Annotated in this window: 24 protein-coding genes; 4 read left to right on the top strand and 20 right to left on the bottom strand. The window is 31.0% G+C overall.

Features of this window, described 5'->3' with window-relative positions; all coding sequences use genetic code 11:
- Positions 1-360: 360 nt before the first annotated feature.
- The 20 genes from AC3QLY_RS08730 to AC3QLY_RS08825 form a co-directional block, all read right to left on the bottom strand.
- Entirely contained in the window at positions 361-1,704 is a 1,344-nt protein-coding gene (locus tag AC3QLY_RS08730) for an HlyD family secretion protein (protein WP_287101475.1), read from the bottom strand.
- A complete protein-coding gene (locus AC3QLY_RS08735) occupies positions 1,694-3,904 on the bottom strand; it encodes a peptidase domain-containing ABC transporter (protein ID WP_074419587.1) in 2,211 nt (736 codons plus the stop codon). Before AC3QLY_RS08735 ends, AC3QLY_RS08730 begins: the two co-directional genes overlap by 11 nt.
- Positions 3,905-3,910: 6 nt before the next feature.
- Positions 3,911-4,423 carry a hypothetical protein gene (locus AC3QLY_RS08740; RefSeq protein ID WP_143439162.1) on the bottom strand — a complete coding sequence of 171 codons (513 nt, stop codon included), beginning with the start codon at positions 4,421-4,423 and terminating at the stop codon, positions 3,911-3,913.
- Positions 4,424-4,565: 142 nt separating this feature from the next.
- Positions 4,566-5,558: a DUF6734 family protein gene (locus AC3QLY_RS08745; RefSeq protein ID WP_074419589.1), complete on the bottom strand. Its 993-nt coding sequence runs from the start codon at positions 5,556-5,558 to the stop codon at positions 4,566-4,568.
- An 11-nt stretch (positions 5,559-5,569) separates the two neighbouring features.
- Entirely contained in the window at positions 5,570-5,938 is a 369-nt protein-coding gene (locus AC3QLY_RS08750; RefSeq protein WP_081298696.1) for a DUF4369 domain-containing protein, read from the bottom strand.
- 37 nt (positions 5,939-5,975) lie between these two features.
- Complete coding sequence (locus AC3QLY_RS08755; protein ID WP_081298697.1) at positions 5,976-7,127, bottom strand: TlpA disulfide reductase family protein; 1,152 nt, start codon at positions 7,125-7,127, stop codon at positions 5,976-5,978.
- A 54-nt stretch (positions 7,128-7,181) separates the two neighbouring features.
- Entirely contained in the window at positions 7,182-7,382 is a 201-nt protein-coding gene (locus AC3QLY_RS08760; protein WP_074421244.1) for a hypothetical protein, read from the bottom strand.
- Between the two features lie 116 nt (positions 7,383-7,498).
- Positions 7,499-8,530, bottom strand: a complete 1,032-nt coding sequence (locus AC3QLY_RS08765) for a TlpA disulfide reductase family protein (protein WP_288073271.1) — start codon at positions 8,528-8,530, stop codon at positions 7,499-7,501.
- A 528-nt stretch (positions 8,531-9,058) separates the two neighbouring features.
- Positions 9,059-10,204 carry a TlpA family protein disulfide reductase gene (locus AC3QLY_RS08770; RefSeq protein ID WP_492989674.1) on the bottom strand — a complete coding sequence of 382 codons (1,146 nt, stop codon included), beginning with the start codon at positions 10,202-10,204 and terminating at the stop codon, positions 9,059-9,061.
- A gap of 76 nt (positions 10,205-10,280) precedes the next feature.
- The gene (locus AC3QLY_RS08775; protein ID WP_170120472.1) at positions 10,281-10,436 is read right to left on the bottom strand and encodes a hypothetical protein; all 156 of its coding nucleotides are present in this window, start codon (positions 10,434-10,436) and stop codon (positions 10,281-10,283) included.
- Positions 10,437-10,465: 29 nt separating this feature from the next.
- Positions 10,466-11,629, bottom strand: a complete 1,164-nt coding sequence (locus tag AC3QLY_RS08780; protein WP_111297221.1) for a TlpA disulfide reductase family protein — start codon at positions 11,627-11,629, stop codon at positions 10,466-10,468.
- Between the two features lie 66 nt (positions 11,630-11,695).
- Positions 11,696-11,881: a hypothetical protein gene (locus AC3QLY_RS08785; RefSeq protein WP_143439173.1), complete on the bottom strand. Its 186-nt coding sequence runs from the start codon at positions 11,879-11,881 to the stop codon at positions 11,696-11,698.
- Between the two features lie 17 nt (positions 11,882-11,898).
- Positions 11,899-12,084 carry a hypothetical protein gene (locus tag AC3QLY_RS08790; RefSeq protein WP_111297220.1) on the bottom strand — a complete coding sequence of 62 codons (186 nt, stop codon included), beginning with the start codon at positions 12,082-12,084 and terminating at the stop codon, positions 11,899-11,901.
- A 366-nt stretch (positions 12,085-12,450) separates the two neighbouring features.
- Positions 12,451-13,659: a TlpA disulfide reductase family protein gene (locus AC3QLY_RS08795; RefSeq protein ID WP_111297219.1), complete on the bottom strand. Its 1,209-nt coding sequence runs from the start codon at positions 13,657-13,659 to the stop codon at positions 12,451-12,453.
- A gap of 57 nt (positions 13,660-13,716) precedes the next feature.
- Positions 13,717-13,959 carry a hypothetical protein gene (locus tag AC3QLY_RS08800; RefSeq protein WP_111297218.1) on the bottom strand — a complete coding sequence of 81 codons (243 nt, stop codon included), beginning with the start codon at positions 13,957-13,959 and terminating at the stop codon, positions 13,717-13,719.
- Positions 13,960-13,964: 5 nt separating this feature from the next.
- Complete coding sequence (locus AC3QLY_RS08805; RefSeq protein ID WP_287101618.1) at positions 13,965-14,120, bottom strand: hypothetical protein; 156 nt, start codon at positions 14,118-14,120, stop codon at positions 13,965-13,967.
- A gap of 29 nt (positions 14,121-14,149) precedes the next feature.
- On the bottom strand, positions 14,150-14,902 hold the full coding sequence (locus AC3QLY_RS08810; protein ID WP_111297217.1) for a TlpA family protein disulfide reductase: 753 nt from the start codon (positions 14,900-14,902) through the stop codon (positions 14,150-14,152).
- 83 nt (positions 14,903-14,985) lie between these two features.
- A complete protein-coding gene (locus tag AC3QLY_RS08815; protein WP_111297216.1) occupies positions 14,986-15,195 on the bottom strand; it encodes a hypothetical protein in 210 nt (69 codons plus the stop codon).
- 4 nt (positions 15,196-15,199) lie between these two features.
- A complete protein-coding gene (locus AC3QLY_RS08820; RefSeq protein WP_170120470.1) occupies positions 15,200-15,343 on the bottom strand; it encodes a hypothetical protein in 144 nt (47 codons plus the stop codon).
- 8 nt (positions 15,344-15,351) lie between these two features.
- Positions 15,352-16,962 (bottom strand): vitamin K epoxide reductase family protein, encoded by a 1,611-nt coding sequence (locus AC3QLY_RS08825; RefSeq protein WP_111297215.1) that lies wholly within the window; start codon positions 16,960-16,962, stop codon positions 15,352-15,354.
- Between the two features lie 159 nt (positions 16,963-17,121).
- Here AC3QLY_RS08825 and AC3QLY_RS08830 point away from each other — a divergent pair, with 159 nt between their 5' ends.
- The 4 genes from AC3QLY_RS08830 (at position 17,122) to AC3QLY_RS08845 (ending at position 20,978) form a co-directional block, all read left to right on the top strand.
- The gene (locus AC3QLY_RS08830; RefSeq protein WP_492989675.1) at positions 17,122-17,796 is read left to right on the top strand and encodes a helix-turn-helix transcriptional regulator; all 675 of its coding nucleotides are present in this window, start codon (positions 17,122-17,124) and stop codon (positions 17,794-17,796) included.
- 153 nt (positions 17,797-17,949) lie between these two features.
- Positions 17,950-18,129: a bacteriocin gene (locus tag AC3QLY_RS08835; protein WP_218332164.1), complete on the top strand. Its 180-nt coding sequence runs from the start codon at positions 17,950-17,952 to the stop codon at positions 18,127-18,129.
- Between the two features lie 141 nt (positions 18,130-18,270).
- Complete coding sequence (locus AC3QLY_RS08840) at positions 18,271-19,410, top strand: TlpA disulfide reductase family protein (RefSeq protein WP_492989676.1); 1,140 nt, start codon at positions 18,271-18,273, stop codon at positions 19,408-19,410.
- A 74-nt stretch (positions 19,411-19,484) separates the two neighbouring features.
- Positions 19,485-20,978, top strand: coding sequence for an IS1634 family transposase (locus tag AC3QLY_RS08845; protein ID WP_492989677.1), 1,494 nt, complete (start codon positions 19,485-19,487; stop codon positions 20,976-20,978).
- The last annotated feature ends 49 nt before the right edge of the window (positions 20,979-21,027 follow it).

A 21,027-nucleotide genomic window follows, 5' to 3' on the forward strand; every position in this document is an offset into this window, starting at 1 on the left:
TATTGAAAAATAGTATACAAATACAGGTAGCTTAACTATTTCGCTACCTGTATTGTATTTCATTAATTGCTGCAGCATCTACCCGCGCTATCATAGCAGCAATTGTTTGTTGAATAGCAACAAGCTACCATATAACCATAACAAACATCACATTTTCTAGGTCCGCTTCCAGCTTTAATTTGTTTCATTTCATTTTTTGAGAGTTTACCTCTGAGATCTGTGAGACTCAATTTTTTCATAATTTTAAAATTTTTGAAGTTAACAATATACCTGATAGTTCTACAGGCAACCCTTGCGCAATAGGTAACATAAAAATATAAACAATTTTTGAATAGTATGTGTAGGGGAAGCCCTACAATTTTAATTTCTACTGATTATTTTAAAAAAATTTTCATAAAAACGTTGTAACAAGCGTTTGTCAGCTGTTATAATAGAAGCTTGTGCAGTTAAACCTTCTCTATACTGCAAGGCCTCATGGTAATTCGTTGCTAAGCCATTTACTAAATTTACTTTCGCCATATAGCCACTATCGGTTGGAATGGCTGAAATAAAAGAGATTCTACCCTCTACATAACCATATTCCTGATAGGGATAAGCATTTAACTTCAATAAAACCTTTTGCCGGGTTTTTACTTTCCCAAAATTTGTTTGTGGAATATTAATAATGGCATAATACTTGCTATTATTGTGGTTAATGTAACAAATTACTTGTCCGGCTTGTATTTGCTGATTTTCTTCAGTCAATGATGCAAAAGATAAGATACCATTTTCAGAAGCAACTAAAATATATTTCTTTATCCAATCATCAACCTGGCTTTTAAGCGTATTTAATGTTTGTAGGTATAAAATTTTTTGTTGCTGAATTGTATTGCTTAATTCTGCTAACTCTTTTTGTTTATCAATTTTTAAAGACTCATTTGAAACAATAGCTGAATTTATTTGAGGTAGTGTTAGTTGTTTATTTATTAATTTACTAGATTCAGTACGATAGTCAAAATCAGAAATTACTTTTTCTTTTTTCAGGGATTCATTTGCATGAAAAGTTTTTTCGGAGAGTTGTAAATCTTGTTCCATTAATTTTTTTTGGTCTAATAAGATATTGTGTAAACGTTCTATATTAATCAGGTCTTTTTCCAACATTTCATATTTTTTTGTATAAAATCCATTAGGTAAATAGGCTTTAAAACTCAAATTTGACTGCACAAAATTTTGATAACTAATTTGTAATTCACCAAGATTTTCCATATCAATTTTAAAGGATTGAACTGCTTTGGTAAATTCATTTGAATTAATTGCAGTAAGTGCCTCTTCTATTTCATTTTTCACATACAAAACTTCCTCGTGTTTCCCTATTGCTTCAATATAAGCTATTATGTCTCCCTTTTTAACATAGTTTTCCTCTTTTTTTAGTAGTTTAATCAGTTTTCCACTGCTTAAACTAACAATAGTTTTAGGTGCATTGATTGATGTTAGCTTTGCTGGTGTTGTTATAACATCTGGATATTGGATAAACCAACAAATAATAAAAAATATAATTAACATGAAAAGAAATAAAAGTGTTCCCCATCTAACTAAAAATGATGGTTTTTCTGATATAATTTCATCGATTAATGAATTATTTTCTTCAATAGCCAAAAGCTTATTGTTGTAAGCTTCAATTTTGTTTCCGTTATTTTGGAAAGAATTTGATTGATTATTTTCCAAGTTCTAACTGATTTTTTACAAGTTCAAAATAGTAGCCTTTCAAAGCTGATAATGCTTCGTGATTCCCTTCTTCAACAATTTCACCTTTATTTAATACGATAATTTTATCTGCATTTTTAACTGTGCTTAGCCTATGTGCAACAATAATTACAGTTTTGTTTTTAAAAAATCTTTGCAGGTTTTCTAAAATTTCTTTTTCGTTATTGGCATCTAAGGCATTAGTCGCTTCATCAAAAAAAATAATTTTTGGATCTTTATATATAACACGGGCTATAGCAATTCTTTGTCTTTGTCCTCCACTAATATTAGTACCTTCTGCCCCTAATTTCGTATAAAATCCTAATGGAAGAGATTCTATAAAAGAGAGAATATTGGCCGATTTACAGGCTTGCGTTAATTGATTGAATTGTATATTTTCATCGGTGATAGTTATGTTTTTTCTGATAGTATCATTAAATAAAAAATTTTCTTGCATTACTGCACCACAATTCCTCCTCCATAATTTAGCACTAATATTTTTAAAATTCATATCCCCCAGATATATATCCCCATTATAATTCTCATAAAATTTAAGTAATAATTTTATTAAGGTGGTTTTTCCGCTGCCACTCATTCCCACAATAGCTGTAATTTTTCCTTTTGGAATGGTTTGTGAAATGTTTTTCAATACAGGTTCGTTCCCAGCTCCTGGATAAGTGAAGGATAAATTTTTTAAAATTATATCATGATTTACAGGTAAGTAATTAATATAATTTTTTTGTGTAGGTTCTTCATCTTCCAATTGATGGATATCATTCAATCTTTCTAGTGAAATTTTAGCATCCTGAGCCTGTTGTGTAAATCCTATTAATTGTTCAACAGGACTGTTTAGCTGGCCAAGAATATATTGTATTGCCAACATAGCACCCAATGTTAAATTGCCTTCAATAACTAATTTTGCAACTAAAAATGTTATAATGATGTTTTTACCCTGATTAATTAAAAATGCACCTATTTGCTGTGTTTGGTTTAGCGATAGTGATTTAAAATTAATTTTAAATAAACCCGCTTGTAAACCTTCCCATGCCCATCTAAAATTATGTTCTGCATTGTTAAGTTTTATTTCCTGCATACCATATACCAATTGCATAGTTGCATTGTTTTCTTTAGCTGCAATAGCAAACCTTTTGTAATCTAATGATCTTCTAATTTTTAAGAAAAGCTTGATCCATAGCAAATACAATACACTACTCAAACCAAACACCACAAATACACTTGTATTGTATGTGAGTAAAACAATTGAAAATATAAATAAATTAATAATACTAAAAAGCGTATTTAATGCACTTCCTGTTAAAAAACTTTCAATTCTATGATGGTCATTAATTCTTTGTAAAATATCGCCCGGATGTTTGCTGTCAAAAAATGACATTGGTAATTTCAATAATTTAGCCCAATAGGCAGAAAGTAAAATTACATTTATATTTGTACTAATGTATAATAAAATTTTATTTCTAATAAATTCAACAATTGTTTGTGAAAAGAGCAACATAAGTTGTGCACCTAAAACAATTTGAATAAAATTAAGATTTCTTGTATTGATGCCTGTATCTACAATGCTTTGGGTTAAGTATGGGAATATCAGTTGTATCAAACTTCCCATGAATAACCCAATGAATAACTGAATGAACGATGCTTGATGTTTTTTTGTATATTGTAAAAGTGTGTACCAACTAATTATTTTCTCTTTTGATTTTTCATTTTCATTTTCTGATATATTATCCCATTGCTCTGTAGGTGTTAAAATGAGTGCAATTCCTTTTTCATTACTTGCTTCATTTGTAGACAACCAGGCATTTAAAAACTCTTCTTTCTTTAAACTAATAATACCTTTAGCCGGGTCAGCAATATATATTTTATTTTTTTTTGGTTTTGGTATTAACACCACAAAATGGACCTGCTCCCAATACAATATTGCCGGTAAGGTAATGTCTTCCATTATTTGTTGAAAGCTTAATTTTGCACCAACGGCTCTGAATCCGATAGATTCTGCTGCCTCTGCTAAGCCCAATAAAGAAGCGCCCTCTTTGCCATATTGTGTTTTCTTTCTAAAGTAATCTAAGCTGATGTTTTTTCCGTAATATTTTGCAATCATTCTAAGGCAGGTAGGCCCACAATCCATAGCATCTAATTGTTTGTAAAATGGAAAACTTTTTTTCATATTCGGTTAAAATGGCCTAATTGCCTTTTTTATAATCAGCTGTTTGATGTTTGTTATAATTAGTTCTTCGTATAATTTATAATATTCATTTACTACTTGTTCATTAAAGTATTTCATACATTTATAAAGAATATAATTAATTGATTTTTTTGTTTTCAATAATTTATAAATCCTGTATTCAATTTCATCTATATCATATAATGAAATGATATTATTATCTATTTCTTGAACTACAAGATTTAAAAACTTTCCACTTTTAAGTTTAATATTTTCATAATAACTGATTCCAAATCGTACCTGTGCATTATAAATTTCTGCCCAGTTAAATTTATTTTTAAAAATAAAACTTGAATTTGTAGTAATTAATTGTTTACAATAAAAATTATCATAATCTGAAAATAATGTACAATACCATTTTTGAGCATTTAAATCACGTATATACAAATCCTTTACAGAACAGTTAGATTTATTAAGTCTATTAAGAATATAATTTGAGAAATATTCAAAATCGTTTTTCATAATAATGGATTTTCCGACTTTGCTTTTGATCGTTTCTGAAATATAATTTTTTAGAAACTTGAAGCAGGAGATTTGATCGATTGTATAAATTGGGTGTATTAAATAATCTGTATTTTGAGTGCTACATGAGTAATTAATGTTTTTACTTTTTAAAAAAAAAATTTTTCGTTTCATGCAATAATTTTGAATAAGGGTGGTTTAAATGATTGTCATGAAAATATCTTATTATCTTACAAAAATAGTCAGGGTATAACTCCTGTAATTTCAAAGTCATAGATAAACAGGTTTTTTCATCTCGTTTGAAATGTCCTAATAGATGTATATAATTTTGATGGCAAGGAACTTCATGAATATTCCCAATTTTTTGATATTCATTATCGTTTATCTTTTCATTAAATAAGTATGAAATTTTTTTGTTTTTTTCTTTCGCCATTGTTAGAAATAAATGTTGCTCAAAGAAAACATTAAATCGTTCTGTATTTATTTTGTTTAAGTGCATTATGTTTCTTTTAACGTATTCAAAAGCCGTTTTTGAAAATTGATGAATAAATTCAACATCTTTGCCGCCAATAATGCCGGCATTTATTGCTCTTATAGGAATTTTTTTATTGAAGTCATTTTCTACTGATATTGGGAAATAGCTGAAATGTTTTATTAAATCATTTTGTGTAGATGTATAATATTCAGTTGCTTCTTCTATGTTTTGTGCCATCAAATTTTTGTTGAGAAAAGAATCACTGAAAGGTTTAAAAATAATCACATCTCCATCTAAATGTAAAAATGGACCCTTTTGTAATAAATAGGTATATATTTTGGGTAATGCCCATAAATCATGATGGCACATAATAAAATCATCATGCGATGTGTAAATATTTTTATAGGGTAGTTGCAGTATATCATTAAAAAACTTTGCTGAACTTGTGTTTGTATGGAGTAATATATTATCATAATATTTATGCAATTGTAAACAGCTTAATGTCCAACTAATTACATTATAAAAGGGTAATTTCCACCCCATAGATGTTTTTGTGATATTGTTGGAAGGGTCTAAATAAAAGGTTTGTATCATTTTCATTGATTCATTTTTTTTACTACTGGATATTTTAATAGAATAGCTTCTTTTTTTTGATTCCATTGTTGTAATTCTTATGCAATGTTTCTACCGGTTAAACTGTAATTATTAAAATTCGTGTCATATAATTCTACTGATTGTGTTCCTTTCTCTATATAAATATAAATATCTGCATAGTTACAAGCAATATTCGGTCGTATTAAATGACAAAAGGTGGGTTGATTCAACATTCCGGTAAACAGGAATTGGCCATTGCTTATTTGGCAGGTATCACGCTTCCATTGGTTATTTGTGGTTGGATATAGTAATACAATATTCCCGGTATCTCTTCCAATTATTTTACCATATAAGTGAAATGTTTGTGCAATTTCTACATCTTTTTGTGCAACTGCACAATAACTCACCAAATTATAACATAGTAAAATTAATATCGTCTTATTCATTTAAATTTATTAAAACTATGAAGCTATTTTTAAAACTTTATTCAGAAATAATCTTCCTCAAAACGGTGTCAATTTTTTCTTTTTCATCAGTGCCTTCTATTCTCAATATAATTTTTCCATTTTTGTCAATAATAAATAGACATGGTATTGCGCTTACGCCGTATAAATTACCTATATCATTTCTTGTGCCAACCTGCTGCAATATTTGCGGCCATTGGTTTACCTTGTCGGTAGCAATTACTTTTCTCCATGCATCTTTCCTTTTGTCGTCATTTGCAATGCCAATTATTTCTAAACCTGCTTCATGGTATTGTTGATAAATATTTTTTAGAAATGGCGTTAATTCTCTGCATGGCGCACAATAACTTGCCCAAAAATCAAGTAATATAATTTTTTTATTTTTGTATTGATTTAAAGTGATTTTTTCCCCACTGATATCATATCCTTCAAAATTTGGCGCTATTGTACCGGGTTGTTGTAAAAGATAGGTGTATATAATTTTTCCATTTACTGAGTGCTGAACAATAGGATTTAATTTGACATAATATTTTTGAATGGTATCAACAGGTAAGCTGTTAATTTTATACATTAATAAATAAGCGCTAATGAATGATTGTGGGTGTTGTAAAACATACTTCAAATCACTTTGTGTTTGTTGTAGCCTTATTTTTTTTCTTTCGGCCAATAATTCATTTTCTAAAATTGTATTGTGTGTTTTTAAATTTTTTTCATTGGTATATAATTTGTTCAATGCCTTATAAATACTATCCGATTTTTGATTGAGCATATCTGTTTGAATTAAATATTGATCATATTCCATTTGTATAGGTGAACCTTTTACAATTGCTTTTTTTAATTCATTATATGTTGCCTTCACTTTCATTTTTCCCGGCTGAATAAAAAATTCTGTAACATTAATGTCGTCTACAGACTTGTAATTTTTATTTAAATACAGTGTTGCCATACATGGCGATGAAAGTGTTCCTTTAAAATAAAAATTACCATTTTTTAATGAACTGCTTTTATTAGTATATCCTTCAACAGCATCATAGTAGCTCAAATAAATATTTCCTGTATCTATGGCTGTTAATTTTCCTTCTAATTCAAAACTCCCTGAAGTGATATTCGCCTTTTGTGCGAAAAGCATTATTGGAAAATAAAATAGGCAATAGCTAATGATTGATTTCATTTTTTATATTTTAAAAGGTGCATTATTCATGATAATGCACCTATATTTAAAAAATTATAAGCCCTGACAAATTAGTCCACCGGCATTCCCACCATCCTTACAGTAAGGACAAGGTTGACCTGCCGGATCACAATCTTTATCTGATTTACAATAAACATTGCATCTATTGTAATAACCAGATCCCGCTTTAATTTGTTTCATTTCTGCCCTGCTCAATTGCTGTTGTAAGTCGGCAAGGCTCATTTTTTTTTGCATTTTTTTAGATTCAAAAGTGATTGAATGTTTGCCGTGAGCTTAAAGCATCACCCGGCGTTGGCTTATCCGGTATGCTGCTTGTACTTCGCAGCAGGCGTTCCACCGGATATTTTCTTTTAGGGAACGTTACTAAAAGAAGATTTCTGTTTATGCATTTTTTCTGCTAAAAAACTATTTAAAGCTTCCGGCGTCATATCTTTCTGAATAATAACATGATTATTATCTAAAAGAAAATTTCTGGGATAAGTATCTATGGCTAACTGGTTGGCCTGCACGCCGTTTTTATCCAATAATTGTTTCCAGGGTAGTTGATGTTCATCAATCACCTTTTGCCAGTTTACTATATTTTGGTTGTCATCAATGGATATACCAATCATATCAAAATTAACATTTTTGTATTGTTGATATATTTGTTTGAATTGTGGAAACTGCCCAATACAGGGGTTACAATGACTGAACCAAAAATCAATGAGGGTATAGTGGTTCGATTTTTCATGAGTAAAAAGTTTTGTAGGATAATTAGACCTGTCTAATAATGTGAAATTTGGGAAAACATGATGCAGGCTTAAAACACTGGCAGCTTTTAATTTTTCAAATAAACGGGCACCTGTATAACTCATTTTAACGGCATCAGACAAATAAGCGTATGCTGTATCTAAATTGGGATTGTAATTGAAAGAAAGCATTCTTGCCAGTTGCCACATAGCCATGTAAGAATCCGGATGCTTTTTAGTATATGCTTGAATAGTTTGGGGTGTATAATGATGTTGCTTAAATTGGTACAATTCCTGCATCGTTGCATTATTCATGTCAGGAATTTCACGCATGGAATCAACATGGCATCTGATGGTTTGTGCGCCGACATCAATATAAAACAGGTCTGAAACATACTCCTTATTTCCCAGAAATAAAAGGCGGAATGATAATGGGTATGATAAGACACCACTGAATGAAAATTGGCCATTTTTTACCTTGCCAATGGTTAAATAATGAATTGGAGGATAATTGGAACTATCGCCGGTCAATATTAACCGAACAGTCCCGGTATCACTATTTATGTAACCATTCAATGTGAAGGGCTGTTCAACGCTTTGTGCATGTAAAATGCCAACAGTTATAAATCCTAAAAAACAAATTAATTTTTTCATATTGCGCAGTTTAAGAATAAGCATTAAGTATTATTCAATACCTATTCTATGCATTTAAGAAATATTAATGATATCAATAGTTTTTATCACAAACATTACTGCCATTTGTGTCACATTTGCAATAGGGGGCATTGCAATTACTGTTGCAGGTAGCCGGACATTTGTCATTGAATCCGACTGTACTCCCCGCTTTAATTTTTTTCATTTCTGCCCTGCTCAATTGCTGTTGTAAATCTGCAAGGCTCATTTTTTTTGTTTGCATTTTTTTAGATTTAAAAGTGATTAATTATTCCTATTTATTCCGGTAAGGAGAAGATTACAACTATTCAATCGCCATTGAAAGCATCAATATTTATTTTCCGGATGATAACCGGCAAATGCAGCATAAAAATATATGTTTTATTTTGAAAACTATAGTAGGGGAATCCCTACAATTTTCTCAATTAGTGAAAATTAACATGGGATCCAATGTCTGTATTTACCTTTTCGATGGAATTGAAATTAGAATACCGGTTTTACCTAAATTTTTTACAACAATTCGTTTTTTAAAAAAGTAGCTAAACGTTCAGGTGTAATATCTATTGCTACAATTTTTCCCTGTTGGTTAATTAAAAAGTTACTGGGATAACTCTGAATATAAATGGATTGTGCCTGTTTGCCGGCTGTATCTATACATTGCTTCCAGGAATATTGTTGTTGTGCTAAAACTGCTTTATATTGTTGTAATGTAGAAGCTGCATCGGTTGTAATAGCTATTATTTCAAATCCTTGGGCATGGTATTGATTGTAAATAGGTTTCAATAATTTAAATTGCCCAATACACGGGCTGCAACTGCTATACCAAAAATCAACAAGTGTAAAGGCCGGTGCTGCTTGCTTCCATTCCGGCACTTTTGCCTGAATAAAATGCAATAAGGGAAATGGCTCTCCAATTGTTTTTGTGCGTAATTGAGCTAAGAAGGTGGTTAATACTTGATAAATTGGTTCAGAAAATATACTACTTTGTTCTTGCAATAGTTTGGCAAACGCAGAACGATAACCCATTTTTTTCATGTTCCAATACAAAATCCAGGGATTAATGGTTGCATTTTGATGGGCTTTTATATAATCTATTAAAATGCTATCCCGTTGGTTTCTGTAAATGTCTCTTTGCCATTCAAAATGCGTATTACATGCTTGTTTATCTGATATATTTTTTATGTCGTTGCAATTAGTAGTATCATAAAGTGTTAAAATCTTTTTATTTACAATATCAAACAAACTCAAATAATGTATGAAAGTATCTTGAATTGAATTATTACTTATCTCAACACCCCAACCTACATCAAAAGGATTGTGGTTGGCGGCTTGTTGAAAAGTAATATTTTGGTATCCTGTGTCAATAAAAAACGGTTCAGTAATAAAATCATTTTCAAGATTGATTAATCTGTACAAAGCCGGTTGCAGAATATACCCGCTAATGGTAAAAAGATGTTTGTTTACTTGTATGGTATCGGGAAACTGATTACCCTGATATAGTACAGATGTAGCCAACTCATTATTTTCTATATTTTTCACTAATTTTAAATATCCTTTTTCTATTTTATTGATGGTTCCACTAATGTGGCAATTGGTTTGAGCGGATGCTATGCTTAAAGAACAAATCAATAGGAGCTGAAAAATTAATCTTATCATAAATAGATCGTTTTAAAAGTCAGCATACAACTTCTTATTGTATGCTGACAAACTGTAAATTCAGCAAATGTTTATTTTAGGTAAGATTTGCTGCTTGTGATGTACAAAAAAGACCACCAGAATGATTTTCGCAGATACAAGACTTGGTGCCGCATGGATCACCTGACGCTTTTCCGGCACAAGAAATACCGGTTCCACAGCCAAAATCTTCTCCTGCTTTAATTTGTTTCATTTCAACCCTGCTCAATTGCTGTACTATGACTATAAGTCTTCAGTCTTTTTTCTTTTTAAAAAATCTAATAACATAACTGGCTCAATATTTTTAGCAATTATTTTCCCGCTTGAATTTATTAGTACATTAGATGGGAATGTATTTCCAATTATTTTTAAAATATTTAATCCATTTACATCGAAAAAAATTGGCCACTTTATTTTTTGATTTGAAACTATCTGTTTAGCTAAAGGAATATTTTTTTCATTATCAATTGAAATACTGTAAATGGTAAAATATTTTCTGCTAAATTGTTGATAAATGTCTTTTAAGAAAGGGAATTGCCTTATACATGCACCGCAATGTGCAAACCAAAAATCAATTAATATATATTTGCTACTATTTTTTGTGTAACTTATTTTAAGTGGTTGATGATTCATATCAATTAACTTTAACGTAGGTAGTGTTTCTCCGATGGCTGTTTTGCTTAAATCTTTACAATTTTCTTTAACGAGTTTCCCAATATTTGATTGTAGATATTTATCAGGAATGAGATTTAAGATGGTTTTATAAATTTCACTGTATCCATTTGCTTTAATATATTCATTTAACAACCAAAGACTGATAAATGGATCAGTTTCTTTTAAGGTAAAATGTAATAATGCGCTGTCTTTTAATGGTCGTATATTATTTATATATTCTGTTCTTAATATTCCTCTTTTCTTTTCAAGTGTTAAACCTTCATTCTGGTCATATAATTTTTGCATTTGTTTTTCCCAATTATAATGTAGGCTGTCATATTCTTTCAACAATGGCAAGAAATCATTTAAATAATGCTGATTAACAGCTGAACCATTAATAAAATATGAATTAAATTTTAAATTTTTTTTGTCAATTGAAATTTTTTGTTCACCTGTATCTAAAAACATATAATTCGTAATTACATCAAATTCACTATTTGAAAATTCTAATTGAAATAGTTGAGGTGTTTTAATTAATCCCGTAAAATGAAAAGTATTATTATGAATATTTAAAACATTTGTATCTAAAACGAAATCGTCTAAATTCGGATAAGTAAATATCACTTTAGTATCATTTGGAAATCCATTTAATGTACCTGTTAATTTAAAATTGTTTTCTTGTGCTGTAAGTTCTATAGAAAACAGTAAACAAAAAATTAGTATCGGTGAATGAATTATTTTTTTCAATTTCATATTTGTGATTTTATATTAGCAACATTGTCGTGATATAATTCATTATATCACGACAATGTTTAACAATTAGGAACAGTAGTTTTTACCACTGGGATTGTAAGTCATATCACAAGTGCCACAACAGCCATCATATTTTGCACCTGGGGCAGGACAGAGTTGTCCTGCAGTAGCGCAACCTAATCCCATTTCTCCTGAACCTGCTTTTATCAATTTCATTTCCTGTTTTGATAATTTTTCTAATTGTGTTATCATATTTAATAATTTAATTATTAGTAACATAATTTTATTCCCGTAGAATTTGGTTTACAGCTTCCGCAGCAACCATCTGGAGTTCCATCATGATTAGGGCATTTTTCTCCGGCTGGTGCACAGGTATTTAACCCTGCATAGCTACCTGCTTTAATTTGTTTCATTTCTGCCCTGCTCAATTGCTGTTGTAAGTCGGCAAGGCTCATTTTTTTGTTTGCATTTTTTTAAATTTTAAAGTAATTGAATGTTTGCCGTGAGCTTAAAGCATCACCCGGCGTTGGCTTATCCGGTATGCTGCTTGTATTGTGCAGCAGGCGTTCCACCGGATATTTTCTTTTAGGGAACGTAACCAAAAGAAAATAATATTATTAAGATAATTTGTATTGATACCATCTTAATTATTTATAACTTTTTTACATGCAACTTTTATTTTATTAATATTATCATTATATGCTACATTTTTTTTTGGCTTTTAAATTTTTTACTAGATCCCAAATAGTTATCTTATATCTTTTTTCACCATCGTTACCTTCAATTATTCAATATTATGACATACAATAATTAGTGTTATGCTAATAACCAAAACTGTACCTTAATTTATTTTTAAGCTCTAATAAAAAGTCTTGTTTTGACTGATAAAAATTACCATACCAACCAACAACCTTTAAATCATCATTAATTAAAATCAACGATGGAAACGTTTGTATTCCATACATTTTTGTGATGCTTTGGCCAATGGGAGATAGGATTGGATTTTCATCATTCTCCAATATGCAGGGCCAGCTTATCTTATCTTCTTGAATTGCTTTTATCCAATCTTTTTTATCTGTTTGATTTGATATGCTCAGTATTACCAGTTTGTCATTATATTTTTCATACAATTTTTTGAGTTTAGGTATTATTTGCCTGCAGGGGATACACCATGAGGCATTGAAGTCTAACAATATATATTTATATTTAAAATCTGATAAATGTATAGTATCTCCATTTCTCTGAATGGCCGTAAATAATTTAGCAGGGATAAGTTGGTCATTCAATGCCATTGTGATTTTTTTTTCAATTTTTTTACCAACTGATGTTAATTTAATTTTATTAGAAAGCTGGTTGAATAAATGCCTGATTTCTGTTAATGAAATCCATTCATTTTTAAAATTATATAATAAAATAGCTGATAGTATTGAATTTTTGTGAAAGGTTATAAATGTCTTATCTATATTAATGCCATTATTAAATTCAAGATTTCTCTTTGCTTCTAATTGATTTATTTTTTTATGCATACTATCAAAAATATTTTCACTGATCTTACTTTTTTCTGCTGAACGTATTTTTTCACGATAGGAAATAATGCTATCTGTTATTAAATTCAATAATTTAAAATTATCACTTTTTAATCTTATGTAATCTCTATAATCTTTATCTGTAAACGAACCCGAAACTAAAATTTTTTTAAAATGATTATATTCAACTTGAATCTGCATTTTGGAGGCTTCCAGATAGAACTGTGCAATATTTAATGGGTCAACTTTTTCCTGAAAGTTAAATGTGGTTAGGTTTGATAACATTGGTTCTTGTATTTTACCCTTGAATTGAAAGTGTCCATTTTTAATTTTGCAACTGTCTAAAATCCCTTTTTCATTGGGTATGGGTATGTAGTTTAAATACAACCATCCACTGTCTAATCCTTTTATATAACCCGATATAGAAAAATTATTGTGGATGTTTTGTTGCCCTTCAGCGTTATGTACACATACTATAAACCCTAATAGGAGTAGCCATTTCATCGGTAGTGTTATTAATGGGTTAGTATTTTAATCATCGTCATTTAAATAAATGGAATCTTAATTCGTGCATTGATAGTAAGAATACCCACACCCGGTACACGCAGCGTACACACATTTGCCAGGTGTGCCATATATTGTGCAACTATCGCTAGAACCTTTTCCCGGGCCACAGTCACTATTATCGCAATTGCAACCATCTCCATTCAATAATGTTTGTCCGTCACCCGCTTTAATTTGTTTCATTTCTGCCCTGCTCAATTGCTGTTGTAAGCCGGCAAGGCTTAATTTTTTTGTTTGCATTTTTTTTAAATTTTAAAGTGATTGAATGTTTGCGGGGAGCTTAGCGCATCACCCGGCGTTAGCTTATCCGGTATGCTGCTTGTATTGCGCAGCAGGTGTTCCACCGGATATTTTCTTTTAGAGAACGTAACCAAACGAAGATAGTATGTATGCCTACTCATAAAATTTCAATTTTATACATTTTAATAGCCTACAAATGTTTTAGTGCCGCTTTCATTTCATTTAAATTAGAATATACATTCATGATATGGCCTGTACTATCTACTATTAACTGCGTTGGAAAACCAATAATTTGTAAGGTATCCATTAAATATTTTTCTTTATTGGGGATGATGGTGTATTTAAACGTATGATTGGGTAAAAATGCTTTGATGCTATCTGTACTATCAAATGCCAGACCTAAAAAACCAATATCAGGTCTGTTCTTGTATGCATCTACCAATTCATTCAATTGAGAAAATTCAGCAACACAGGATTTACAATGAATAAACCAGCAATTTAATACATAGGTTTTCCGTGGTGTACTATTGTTACCAACGATGGCTCCGTTTATCGTTTTGAAATTAAAGTTAGGTAGTGGCATACCGCGCATAGAATCGTAATGTGATTCAACAATAGCTTTGTTGCGAATCAGATTCCCCACTTCCGCATTATGGGCTATGGATAATTGATATTGAATTATACTGTCTTTACTTTGTAATCTCACAGGTATATATTTTCCGGTTGTTAATTGTTTTAAAAAATCTTTTTTAGTAATTAGAATGTCTTGCTCATTGTAGGCTATACAATCTGCTGACCAATTCATGTAATCACGTTCATAATACAACCAACTCATGATATTTTTTTCAATTTCTGGGGCATTCACAATAGCAATAGCATTTTTATTGGGTGACGTACATCCATAAAAAAAATAAATAAGTAACCATACGAATGTATATTTCATAAACTTAAGTTTAGGTGTATAAACCAGAAGGAAATCTATATTTCCCTCTGGTAAAAAATAAAAGCTTCAACTGTTAGTATTATTTAACATTCAACTGCAGTTGCGCCAGAGACACAATCCGGACGTGCAGCAGGTTGGCAAATACTACAGTTGGAAGTGCCGGTCCAGCAACACATATATCCCTGTGTGCCAGATAAGCCCTGATCTAAGTTACCACCCGCTTTAATCTTTTTCATTTCTGCCCTGCTCAATTGCTGTTGTAAGTCGGCTAGGCTCATTTTTTTTGTTTGCATTTTTTTAAATTTTAAAGTGATTGAATGTTTGCCGTGAGCTTAAAGCATCACCCGGCATTGGCTTATCCGGTATGCTGCTTGTATTGCGCAGCAGGCGTTCCACCGGATATTTTCTTTTAGGGAACGTAACCAAAAGAAAAGCTTTCATAACTTTATTTAATTGATGATATTTTTTAAATCTTCAATGGAATAATCTTCCGGCAATCTGTAACCATTGATAAATAGTGTGGGTGTAAATGCAATGGCTGCCTCACGAACCCATTGATTCATCGCATTTACTTTTTCCTGCTGGTCTTTTAAAGACACTTTTACAGGAAATTTGGAGGCAAATTGTTCATAATCTTTTTCCGGTGATAAGTACCAGGCATCTAATGCATTTTTTGTCTTTAACTCATCACCTTCTGCATATATACCCATTAAATGGTTTACAACAATTTCTCCTTTAGAACTGGATAAAAAAACGATTTTAACCTGAATATCCTTATTTGAATGGATGAGTTCTTCCAAAACGGGATGTGCTTTTGAGCAGGGGTTACAATAAGGATTGCAAACTTTGATGATGATGATTTTACCTTCCGGATTGCCGATTGTTATGCCAATATTTTGCCAACCATCAGGTGCAGTTGGCTGAAGTACTAACAAACCATTGAATACGTCGGGATTAAAATGAGTTCTTCTATAAGCCTGATAATATAACTGATATTTTTTGGCATCTTGAAATACTGGTTTTAAAAAGAATAAGTAATTTGTTGGTAAAACGATTGCAATAAAAAATGAAGCCAGTATATTTAAGTTGAAAATTGTTAAATCAGATATTTTTGTAAATATGCCAACATAAATAACCGACCAAAGCAGTTCCAGTAAAAGTGCTGATTGAACTATTAAACACAAAGGGCACCATTGTTTCATCACTTTCCATTGATAATAAATACTAAAAATAATATAAGGACTTACACAGACACTCAATAAGGCTATAATAGAAAATTTATTATCTAAATTTAAGCCGGGTAGCAGTAAAAAAATACATGTGGCTGAAAAATAAATAAAGCCTAATTCACTCCAGGATATTCCGGCAATTTTTGAAGCTTTACTATGTAGAATAGCGCCACAATTTGTTTTCTTACCAATACCGCATAAATTTTTTATAAATGGATTATTTTGGTCAATTTCATATACCAACAGTAGGCTGGTTGCTAGAATTCCAATTAGCTTAATACATACAATGGCTATATATGGAATATAGCTATTGAAAGGTATTGATAGGTTAAGTACCATTAATCCTGCAATGGCTGCAATGCCTGCAACAATGGCTATCCACTGCTTTAACCTTGCGTACATTTCTTCTTTTTTATATTCCTTATATTGCTGATTATTTTTTTGAGTAGCATTTTCTGTTACCCAAACAATTTGTTGAAATGATTGTAAAAACTGTTCTTTCGATATGGTTTTTTGATTAACCCGGTTATGATAAAAAGTAACGTCATTTTTGTTGATGTCTTGTACTAAAATAAAATCTTTACCCACATTTTCTACCTGATGAAAGGCAATAAATGGTGTTTCTAAGCTTTCTACTTGTGTTGCTTTTAATTTAAAAGCCGCGTTGTTTAGGTTAAATTTTGAAAAGGTATCGCTTAGGCTTAATAAGCTGGGATAAAATGGATGTTCTAAAAGTGATTGTTTTATTTGCGATGCTGTTATTGGTATCCTTTTCAATTTAGCGTATTTTATAGCTACCGCATCTAAGGATGTGTTAAAACTATATACCATAAATATATTTTTTTTGTAAACTTAATAATTTTAGTAATATGCACTATGTAGGGGAATCCCTACAATTTACTAAAAATTGAATTTTGTAGGGAATTCCCTACTTAAAAAAATTAAGCTATATATATATATATATATGCTATATTTACAAAAACATTTTGAATGAAAGTTTTTATTTATCAAAGTCAATCTGATGTAGCAATTTTGGTAAGGCATCACATACAACGTTGCTTTCCATCCTTATCAATTGCTTTGTTTAACAACGCGGTACATTTTTTACAGCAACTTCATTTTGCCAAACCGTTGCCCCATTTCATTGTGTTGGGTTTGCCATCCAAAAAAATAGAATCATTAACATTAATAGAATTTATTTGTACACATTATTCGGGCTTAACCGTTTTGCTACTAGTACCTGAAGTGGGCATAAAACAGGTGAAAGATGCGGTAGCCCTCGGTGTTAGCAGTGTGGTAATGTTAAATAGTATACCACAAGAATTACCGAAAGCCATAGCAGCATTATTGAATCATCAACCTTATTTTTCTGAACAATTGGGCATTACTGCCGATGTACGTAAGTTGCTTAGAGAAGAACGTTGGGCTGAGCAATTGAATATGAAAAGCCTTCGTTTAACGGCCACCGAGCGTTCTATTATTAGTTTATTACCCGGCACGTTAAGCTATAAAGAAATAGGCCTTATTTTAAACAAAGAAGAAAAAACTATAGAAGTATATATACAACGCATATGTAAAAAGCTAAACATAGAAGGAGGTCGAATGGGATTGCTGATTTATTGTATCAGTAGAAAGTTCATTCGAATTGGGGATACATCTCTTTAAAACTGATATAGTTTTAACTTACTGCTAATTTAAAAATTGTAGGGCTTCCCCTACACATACTATTCAAAAATTGTTTATATTTTAGGTTACCTAAGCGCAAGGGTTGCCTGTGGAGGTGCATAGGTATATTTTTTAACTTTTAACTTTTTAAAAATGAAACCTTTGACTAAAGAAGAAATGAAACAAATTTTAGGAGGTTATGTTGCTATTAGTAATTCAGGTTGTGGTCAAGACTGTTCAGGAACTAGTTGTATTACTAATGATTCAAACCCAACGTCTGGTACTTGTTATGCTTCTAGTGCAGGTAAATGCTACTGTGTAGCAGTTTACTAAACTTTTATTGTTTAATTATTACCATAGTGTTTTTCAATTGAACACTATGGTTTTTTATTTTATTGAAAGAACTTATTATATTTTTTAAGTTTTTTTTGCTACATTATATTAATTATGTGTATTAACTAGAAACTGTGAATTATGTTTACTAAACACTTCATTCTTTTAATATCTGTTATTTTAATTGTTTTTTTAACAAGTATTCAAAGTAAAGGTCAAGTGGTTGATTCTTTTACCTTAAATATTGGTGACGCCGCACCCAAAATTGAAATAAGTAAATGGTTAAAATGTACTCCTTTACATAGTTTTGAACCCGGTAAGCTGTATGTAATTGAATTTTGGCCAACCTGGTGCAAACCTTGTATTGCTTCAATGCCACATCTTTCAGAATTTGCAAGAAACCACGCTAATGAAATTAGTGTCATATCAATAGCAGTTTATGAAAAAAATATGCCCTTAAATAAAATACAAAAATTTGTTGATAGTATGGGTAATCGCATGGATTTTTCAGTGGCCGTTGATAAAAATCAACAAATGGTAGAGAACTGGTTACAAGCAACCGGAAATACCGCCATTCCTAAAATTTTTATTATTAATGAACATGGACAGATTGCATGGTTTGGACATCCTTATTATTTAGATTCAGTGGTGGCCAAAATCATGAACCATCAATGGGATATACAAAAGGCTTCCGCTGAAGTAAAAATGCAGCGTCATTTGAACAAATTTATAGATTCAATTCAGACCGCTTTTTTTGATTATGCCCAAGCTTTTAATGATAGTGAAATTAATGTTTTACAAAATCAATACCATGTTACTAATTTATTTGCTAATTCAAAAAAGCCTGATAAAGTATTATTCTATATGAATAAATTTATTCAACAAGAACCTGGTATAAAATATGATGAATACATAGTTATGAAAAAATTACAAGCCTTAATAAAAATTAATATGCAGGAGGCATTAGAATATGCTAAAGAAATATTGAACTTGCCGCCTGATAAGGTTCCGGCTAGTGCTATTATATTAGTATTAAAAAATAACCAGTCAAAATATAAATTTTCACAAGAAATGAATGCAATTGGTGCTGAAGCCTATGAAATCTACATTAAGCATATAATTTACCCTGATTTAGTTCATACACTAAAATATTACCATGAAATGACTGAATTTTATTGGTTAGCAAAAAATAAAGACCAGGCCATTGATTCAGAAATAAATGCTATTCGTATTTTAAAAAATCATCCCGATTTTTCTCCTGACTTGTCCGCCTTTCCATAATCCAAACAAATAGTTTCTGATAATCAACTACTTATGATACTTTTTATCTATTTTGACCGTACTAACCAGGTCAAATGCTACACATTAGAATTGTAAAAACAAAGGGAAATTCTCGTTCTGTACAAGTTTATCATTATCAAAACAGTAAACGGGTTATCATCAAACATATTGGTTCAGGAACTACTAAAGAAGAAATATTTGCCCTGGAAGAAATGGCCAGGCTATTTATTGCTGATTATACCAAACAATTATATCTATTTGAAGATTCCAAACCTGGCGAGGAGGCAGTATTGGTTAGTCAATGTGAATTCATAGGGATTTACCTTACTTATTTGTACGATGTATTGAGAGCCGTGCAGCACCAAATTGGTTATACTTTAGAAGCGGATGCTTTGTTGAATGATTTTGTAGTGATTCGAATCGTTGAGCCTGGTTCCAAACTTCGTTCTATTGAGTTAATAGAATCTTATTTTGGCATTAAACACCGCAGGCAACAGTTTTATGAATCAGCACATAAATGGCTTGTTTTAAAGGAAAGAATAGAGAAAAAAACGCTTGATTTTGCCAGAAAACAATATGGATTTGATTTTTCTTTATTGTTCTATGATGTTACGACCCTGTATTTCGAAACATTTACGGAGGACGAACTTCGCAAGAATGGATTTTCTAAAGACAACAAGTCGCAACAACCACAAATTGTGGTGGCACTCATGGTTACACCCGAAGGCTTTCCTGTAAGTTATGAGGTGTTTTCAGGTAATACATTTGAGGGTCATACGTTGATTCCTGTCATTAAATCTTTTATCAAAAAACATAAAGTAGAAAACTTTACGGTCGTTGCTGATGCAGCCATGATAAGTACCGAAAATGTGGAGGCATTGAGAGTAGAAAAAATCAACTATATAGTAGGTGCAAGGCTAGGTAATGTGTCGGCCCACTTGTTGGAAACAATAGATGCGAAACTTCCAAAAATAGATGGGAGCGTGATTCGGCTTAAAACAGAAAATGGCTATCTAATTTGTAGCTTCTCTAAAAAGCGCTATAATAAAGATAAATTTGAGATGAACAGGCAAATAGAGAGAGCAAAATTGATGCTGACTCAACCCTCAAAAATGAAGAGGGTAAAATACCTCAAATCAGGCGATAGTAATATGATGCTGAACGAAAAGCTTATTGAAAAAACCACAAAGCTACTGGGGATTAAAGGATATTATACAGACATTAAAGAAGCTGTTGCCGATAATGCAACCATAATAAGTCGCTATCATGATTTATATAAAGTAGAACAAGCATTTAGGGTCTCAAAAAACGATTTACAAACTCGCCCAATTTTCCATTTTAAAGAAGAGCCCATACAATTACATATACTTATTTGCTTTATGGCATTAGCTATATCAAAACATATTGAAATAACAGCAACATTGTCCATAAGAGCATTTTTAACCCATTGTAAAAAGATCACAGATGCCCGATTAATAAATAAAATAACCAAAAAAGAAATAAGAATGAGAGCTCATGTGCCGAATCATCTACAAGAAATTATCACAAAAATTCTTAGACCGCACTAAATCGGACAAGTCAGGAAAAATAAAGACCAGGCCATTGATTCAGAAATAA

It is taken from the genome of Hydrotalea sp. GW822-HT8A01 (assembly GCF_058798575.1).

What these genes read in the sequence shown, in the direction of transcription:
- AC3QLY_RS08795 (WP_111297219.1), bottom strand. Translation starts at nt 13,659, where the DNA reads ATGAAATGGCTACTCCTATTAGGGTTTATAGTATGTGTACATAACGCT.
- AC3QLY_RS08770 (WP_492989674.1), bottom strand. Translation starts at nt 10,204, where the DNA reads ATGATAAGATTAATTTTTCAGCTCCTATTGATTTGTTCTTTAAGCATA.
- AC3QLY_RS08750 (WP_081298696.1), bottom strand. Translation starts at nt 5,938, where the DNA reads ATGAATAAGACGATATTAATTTTACTATGTTATAATTTGGTGAGTTAT.
- AC3QLY_RS08820 (WP_170120470.1), bottom strand. Translation starts at nt 15,343, where the DNA reads ATGAAAGCTTTTCTTTTGGTTACGTTCCCTAAAAGAAAATATCCGGTG.
- AC3QLY_RS08765 (WP_288073271.1), bottom strand. Translation starts at nt 8,530, where the DNA reads ATGAAAAAATTAATTTGTTTTTTAGGATTTATAACTGTTGGCATTTTA.
- AC3QLY_RS08745 (WP_074419589.1), bottom strand. Translation starts at nt 5,558, where the DNA reads ATGGAATCAAAAAAAAGAAGCTATTCTATTAAAATATCCAGTAGTAAA.
- AC3QLY_RS08825 (WP_111297215.1), bottom strand. Translation starts at nt 16,962, where the DNA reads ATGGTATATAGTTTTAACACATCCTTAGATGCGGTAGCTATAAAATAC.
- AC3QLY_RS08780 (WP_111297221.1), bottom strand. Translation starts at nt 11,629, where the DNA reads ATGAAATTGAAAAAAATAATTCATTCACCGATACTAATTTTTTGTTTA.
- AC3QLY_RS08830 (WP_492989675.1), top strand. Translation starts at nt 17,122, where the DNA reads ATGAAAGTTTTTATTTATCAAAGTCAATCTGATGTAGCAATTTTGGTA.
- AC3QLY_RS08735 (WP_074419587.1), bottom strand. Translation starts at nt 3,904, where the DNA reads ATGAAAAAAAGTTTTCCATTTTACAAACAATTAGATGCTATGGATTGT.
- AC3QLY_RS08800 (WP_111297218.1), bottom strand. Translation starts at nt 13,959, where the DNA reads ATGCAAACAAAAAAATTAAGCCTTGCCGGCTTACAACAGCAATTGAGC.
- AC3QLY_RS08835 (WP_218332164.1), top strand. Translation starts at nt 17,950, where the DNA reads ATGAAACCTTTGACTAAAGAAGAAATGAAACAAATTTTAGGAGGTTAT.
- AC3QLY_RS08845 (WP_492989677.1), top strand. Translation starts at nt 19,485, where the DNA reads ATGCTACACATTAGAATTGTAAAAACAAAGGGAAATTCTCGTTCTGTA.
- AC3QLY_RS08785 (WP_143439173.1), bottom strand. Translation starts at nt 11,881, where the DNA reads ATGATAACACAATTAGAAAAATTATCAAAACAGGAAATGAAATTGATA.
- AC3QLY_RS08755 (WP_081298697.1), bottom strand. Translation starts at nt 7,127, where the DNA reads ATGAAATCAATCATTAGCTATTGCCTATTTTATTTTCCAATAATGCTT.
- AC3QLY_RS08790 (WP_111297220.1), bottom strand. Translation starts at nt 12,084, where the DNA reads ATGAGCCTTGCCGACTTACAACAGCAATTGAGCAGGGCAGAAATGAAA.
- AC3QLY_RS08810 (WP_111297217.1), bottom strand. Translation starts at nt 14,902, where the DNA reads ATGAAATATACATTCGTATGGTTACTTATTTATTTTTTTTATGGATGT.
- AC3QLY_RS08740 (WP_143439162.1), bottom strand. Translation starts at nt 4,423, where the DNA reads ATGAAAAACGATTTTGAATATTTCTCAAATTATATTCTTAATAGACTT.
- AC3QLY_RS08815 (WP_111297216.1), bottom strand. Translation starts at nt 15,195, where the DNA reads ATGCAAACAAAAAAAATGAGCCTAGCCGACTTACAACAGCAATTGAGC.
- AC3QLY_RS08775 (WP_170120472.1), bottom strand. Translation starts at nt 10,436, where the DNA reads ATGAAACAAATTAAAGCAGGAGAAGATTTTGGCTGTGGAACCGGTATT.
- AC3QLY_RS08840 (WP_492989676.1), top strand. Translation starts at nt 18,271, where the DNA reads ATGTTTACTAAACACTTCATTCTTTTAATATCTGTTATTTTAATTGTT.
- AC3QLY_RS08760 (WP_074421244.1), bottom strand. Translation starts at nt 7,382, where the DNA reads ATGCAAAAAAAAATGAGCCTTGCCGACTTACAACAGCAATTGAGCAGG.
- AC3QLY_RS08805 (WP_287101618.1), bottom strand. Translation starts at nt 14,120, where the DNA reads ATGAGTAGGCATACATACTATCTTCGTTTGGTTACGTTCTCTAAAAGA.